The following is a 4,803-nucleotide window of genomic DNA, read 5'->3' as shown; positions in this document are numbered from 1 at the left end:
GGCGGATCAGGTGTGCATCGATGTGTATCTCGAGCGCGCGGACGGCACCTTCACCAACGAGGCCGTCACGATCTGCGCGCCGGAGTGATCCGCTCCGCTCCGTGACGTTCCGCGGCCGTGCGCCGCTCGCGCCTAGACAGCGGGTGCGGGGTCCAGGTGGCGCGCGCCGTGCGACAGCACCTTCACGACGATGCCGCGGCGCGCGAGCGCCGAGACCGTGCGGGTTCCCTCGTCGACGTTGCGGCCGAGCGCCTGCACGTCGGTCACGACGAGCACGTCACCGGGCCTGAACGTGTCGAACAGTCGCGCCAGGCGCTGCTCCCACGTCTCGAGGATGTCGGGAGCAGGGTGACGGAAGCCCTCGATCGGCACGCCGAAGCGCGTGAGGTCGTCGCGCTGCTGCACGACGGACGGCATGTCGTCGCGCGCGACGACGAGGCCCACGAGACGCGAGCCCGCCGGGCGCGCCAGCCACCAGTCGCGATCGCGCTGCAGCTCGGTGAAGCACTTCGGGCACTCCACCGCGGCGTGCGGAAGGTGCAGCGGCGCCGTGTCCGCCCGCGTCTCCTCCGGATCCTGCGCGATCTCCGTCACGTCAAGCCCCTCTCTCGTTCCGGTCTATTCTGCCGCCCCGCGCCGACGTCCCGATACCGTTGCGGCATGACATTCAATGAGAACGCGAATGTCGGGAACAGCAGGGCCCGGCGCCGAGGCCGCAACGCCGCGATCGCCGGCGGTGGTGGCGTCGGAGTGATCGGCATCGCGGTGCTGCTGATCAGCATGTTCACCGGCCAGGACCTCACCGGGGTGCTCGGCATCACCGGGGGCGGCGGCCAGCAGCCCCAGAGCGGCGGCGGCGCCATCATCGAGGACTGCGAGACGGGAGCGGACGCGAACGAGCGGGACGACTGCCGCCTCGTGCTCGGCGCCGAGGCGATCGACCAGTTCTGGTCGGAGAGTCTGGAGGGCTACCGTGAGCCGCAGCTGATCATCGTCGACCAGGCGACGTCGTCGCAGTGCGGCACGGCGTCGAACCAGACCGGCCCGTTCTACTGCCCTCCCGAGGAGACCGTCTACGTCGATCCGACGTTCTTCGGCCTGCTGCGCTCGCAGTTCGACGCGTCGGCGGGGAGCCTGGCTCAGCTGTACGTGCTCGCGCACGAATACGGCCACCACGTGCAGAACCTCACCGGCGTCTTCGAGCAGCACCCCAACAACGGCACCGGACCCGACAGCAACGGCGTGCGCACCGAGCTGCAGGCAGACTGCTTCGCGGGAGCCTGGGTCGCGGCCATGACCGAGCAGGAGGACGCCGACGGTGACCCGTACCTGCTGGAGCCGACGCCCACGCAGATCGCCGATGCCCTGAACGCAGCCGCCTCCGTGGGCGACGACCACATCCAGGAGCAGTCGGGCGGCCAGGTCAATCCCGAGAGCTGGACCCACGGCTCGAGCGAGCAGCGGCAGCGCTGGTTCGACACCGGCCGCGAGGGCGGCGTCGACGCGTGCGACACGTTCGCGGTCTCCGGCAGCGAGCTCTGACATGGGCGGCGCGCTCGACGAGATTCTGTATCCCGAGATCGAGCCGTATGCGCACGGCATGCTCGAGGTCGGCGACGGCCACCGCGTGTACTGGGAGACGAGCGGGGCCCCGGATGGCAAGCCGGTCGTGTTCCTGCACGGCGGACCCGGGGGCGGCACGTCGCCCTGGCAGCGGCGGTTCTTCGACCCGGAGCGGTACCGCATCATCCTGATGGATCAGCGCGCGTGCGGACGCAGCGAACCGCATGCGAGCGAGCCGGATGCCGACCTGTCGGCCGTGACGACGTGGCATTTGGTGGCGGACCTCGAGCTGCTGCGCGCGCACCTCGGCGTCGAGCGGTGGCAGGTGTTCGGCGGCTCCTGGGGCAGCGCGCTCGCGCTCGCCTACGCGCAGACGCATCCCGACCGGGTCACGGAGCTCGTGCTGCGCGGCATCTTCACGCTGCGCCGGCACGAGCTGGAGTGGTTCTACGAAGGTGGCGCGCAGGCGCTGTTCCCCGACCTGTGGGAGGCGTACGTCACGCCGATCCCGACGCCGGAGCGCTCCCACCTGATCGAGGCGTACCACCGCCGGCTGTCGCATCCGGATCCGGACGTCCACGTGCCCGCGGCCGTCGCGTGGAGCGTATGGGAGGCATCGACCATCACGCTGCGCCCCGATCGGAAGGCGATCGAGGAGTCATCGCAGCCGCGGTCGGCCGTGGCGTTCGCGCGGATCGAGAACCACTTCTTCCGGCACGGCGGCTGGTTCCGCGAGGGACAGCTGATCGAGGACGCGCACATGCTGCGCGACATCCCGGCCGTGATCGTGCAGGGCCGCTACGACGTCTGCACGCCCATGATGACGGCGTGGGACCTGCACCGCGCGTGGCCCGAGGCGCGGTTCACGATCGTCGACGACGCCGGCCATGCGGCCGTCGAACCCGGAATCGCCGCGGCGCTCAGGGCGGCGACGGACGGGTTCGCATCCTCCGCTCGGTGAGCGGGGAAGCGCAGCCGGCGAGCCGACCCGTCAGATGAGGCTGAGCTCGCGCAGCTTGCCCTCGACGTCGGCGTTCGACGGCTCGACGTGGTGCGACGCGTCGGGGTAGACGACGACGGGGATGTTGGTGCGACCCGAGATGTCCTTCGCGACCTCGGCGGCGGCCGGATCGGCCTCGAGATCGACGTACGTGTAGGCGACGCCGAGGCCGTCGAGCTGCGCCTTGGTGCGGCGGCAGTCGCGGCACCACTCGGCGCCGAACATCGTGATCTGTCCCCGGTTCACGTCGGTCATGCTTCCAGCGTAGGCGCCGCAGACGGGACGGGATCCGTGCGGGCGCGACCGGCGGACATGACACGATGGGGTGATCCCGTCTGGATGCGGGGAGTCGACTCGAGGAGAGGGCCGGCGTGGACGTCACGGTCATCGTCCCCACGCGCAACGAGCGGGCGAACGTCGCCGAGATGGTGCGGCAGCTGGCCGCGGCGCTCGCGGGCCGGCGCGCCGAGATCCTGTTCGTCGACGACAGCGAGGACGGCACCGTCGCGGAGGTCGAGCGCGTGGCGCAGGAGGCGCCCCTCCCGGTGCGCGCCCTGCACCGGCCCGCGGGCCAGCGGGCCGGCGGGCTGGGCAGCGCGGTCGTCGCCGGACTCACCGCGGCGGCGGCCGACGTGTGCGTCGTGATGGACGGCGACCTGCAGCATCCGCCCGCGCTCGTGCCCGCCCTCCTCGATCGCCATGCGCGCGGCGACGCCGACGCGGTGGTCGCGTCGCGCTACATCGGCGGCGGCGACTCGACGGGGCTCGGCACGACGCTGAGATTCGGGGTCTCGCGCGGTGCGACCCTTCTGACCAAGGCCATGTTCCCTGTGCGGCTGCACGGCGCGAGCGATCCGATGACGGGCTTCTTCCTCGTCGACCGCCGCAGCCTCGACCTCGAGACGCTGCGTCCGAGCGGATTCAAGATCCTGCTCGAGCTGCTCGTCCGGAGCGATCTGCGCACCGCGGAGGTGCCGATGCGCTTCCATGAGCGCACGCAGGGGGAGTCGAAGGCGACCGCGCGGCAGGGCTTCACGTTCCTCGTCCACCTCGCGCGCCTGCGCTTCGGCAAGATGTCGGTGTTCGCCGCGATCGGCGCGATGGGCGCGGTCGCCAACATCGCGATCGTGTGGCTGCTCACGGCGGCGGGCCTCGGCTACATCTGGGCCGCGATCATCGCCGCCGAGGTCACGATCGTGGCGAACTTCCTGCTCGCCGAGCGATTCGTCTTCGCCGACATGCGCGGCCGCGCATCCGGGTTCTGGCGCCGCTTCGGCACCTCCTTCGCCTTCAACAACGCGGAGGCCGCGATCCGGATCCCCGTGCTCGCCTTCCTCGTCGAGACCTGGCACATCTCGTCCGTGCTGGCCACGGCGATCACGCTGGCGGTGGCGTTCGTCGCGCGCTTCGTGTTCCACTCGCTCGTCGTCTACGCGCCGCAGCGCTCGCGCGAGCCCGGCACCGAGACCGCGGGCCAGAAGATCATCCGCATGATCGACGAAGAGGCGATGCGCCCGGGCGAGCTGTAGGGCGCGAACCCCGCGCGCTTCGTTCGCGCCCTTGCTGTCAGGCGGGACATGCTTGACAAGCTCGGCGAGAAGTGGAAACGTTTCCTGCGTCCCCGGATGGAAACGTTTCCATCCGGTCTACGCCGCTCAAAGGAGAGTTCGTGGCGCGAGTCACCATCACGCAGGTCGCACGCCGAGCGGGCGTGTCGATCGCCTCCGCCTCGCGGGCGCTCAACGGGCAGGTCGCGAGCGCGGAGACGATCGAGAAGGTGCGCGCGGCGGCCGCCGAGTTGGGCTATGTCGCCGACGCGACGGCGCGGTCCCTGAAGCTCGGGCGCACCCAGCAGCTCGGCTACGCGGTCGCCGACATCGGCAACCCCGTCTACGTCGAGATCATGGGCGCGCTCGAATCCGTCGTGGCGTCTGCGGGATACCGGCTGATGATCTCGACCACGGGCGACGCGGCAGCCACCGTGGAGCTCGTCCGCGGCCTCAGCCGGGGGCATGTGGACGGCATGGTGCTGTCGCCGATCCGCGTGACCGACGAGCTCGTCCGCGCGCTCGAGGACGCCCCCGTGCCGGTGGTGGTGCTCGGCACGCTCCCCGACGGAACCGACGTCGACACGGTCCGCGCCGACTCCGCCAAGGGCATGGCGCTGGTCGTCGATCACCTCGCGGACGCGGGGCGGCGCCGAATCGCCTTCCTGAACGGTCCCGCCGACACGACACCGG

The 4,803-nt window shown here is 71.0% G+C and carries 6 protein-coding genes; 4 read left to right on the top strand and 2 right to left on the bottom strand.

The genetic code is table 11. From position 1 onward, the window contains the following. Positions 1-132: 132 nt before the first annotated feature. A complete protein-coding gene (locus RIF89_RS10965) occupies positions 133-594 on the bottom strand; it encodes a recombinase family protein (protein WP_309069149.1) in 462 nt (153 codons plus the stop codon). A 66-nt stretch (positions 595-660) separates the two neighbouring features. Between RIF89_RS10965 and RIF89_RS10960 the strand changes: the two genes are divergently transcribed. Continuing rightward, a complete protein-coding gene (locus tag RIF89_RS10960) occupies positions 661-1,542 on the top strand; it encodes a neutral zinc metallopeptidase (RefSeq protein ID WP_309069148.1) in 882 nt (293 codons plus the stop codon). Between the two features lies 1 nt (position 1,543). After that, positions 1,544-2,524: a prolyl aminopeptidase gene (pip, locus tag RIF89_RS10955; RefSeq protein WP_309069147.1), complete on the top strand. Its 981-nt coding sequence runs from the start codon at positions 1,544-1,546 to the stop codon at positions 2,522-2,524. A gap of 30 nt (positions 2,525-2,554) precedes the next feature. Here the strand turns inward: pip and RIF89_RS10950 are convergent, their stop codons facing one another. Next, the gene (locus RIF89_RS10950) at positions 2,555-2,818 is read right to left on the bottom strand and encodes a glutaredoxin domain-containing protein (protein WP_309069146.1); all 264 of its coding nucleotides are present in this window, start codon (positions 2,816-2,818) and stop codon (positions 2,555-2,557) included. A gap of 116 nt (positions 2,819-2,934) precedes the next feature. Here RIF89_RS10950 and RIF89_RS10945 point away from each other — a divergent pair, with 116 nt between their 5' ends. Together RIF89_RS10945 and RIF89_RS10940 are read left to right on the top strand one after the other, a co-directional pair. Then, positions 2,935-4,092: a glycosyltransferase gene (locus RIF89_RS10945; RefSeq protein ID WP_309069145.1), complete on the top strand. Its 1,158-nt coding sequence runs from the start codon at positions 2,935-2,937 to the stop codon at positions 4,090-4,092. A 140-nt stretch (positions 4,093-4,232) separates the two neighbouring features. Continuing rightward, positions 4,233-4,803: LacI family DNA-binding transcriptional regulator (locus RIF89_RS10940; protein WP_309069144.1), on the top strand; the 571-nt coding region annotated here is incomplete at its 3' end.

It is taken from the genome of Microbacterium sp. (assembly GCF_031178525.1).
Lineage (GTDB): Bacteria > Actinomycetota > Actinomycetes > Actinomycetales > Microbacteriaceae > Microbacterium.
Note: the sequence above shows the minus strand (reverse complement) of the source record. Positions and strands in the feature narration are given on the sequence as shown.

What these genes read in the sequence shown, in the direction of transcription:
- pip (WP_309069147.1), top strand. Translation starts at nt 1,544, where the DNA reads ATGGGCGGCGCGCTCGACGAGATTCTGTATCCCGAGATCGAGCCGTAT.
- RIF89_RS10950 (WP_309069146.1), bottom strand. Translation starts at nt 2,818, where the DNA reads ATGACCGACGTGAACCGGGGACAGATCACGATGTTCGGCGCCGAGTGG.
- RIF89_RS10960 (WP_309069148.1), top strand. Translation starts at nt 661, where the DNA reads ATGACATTCAATGAGAACGCGAATGTCGGGAACAGCAGGGCCCGGCGC.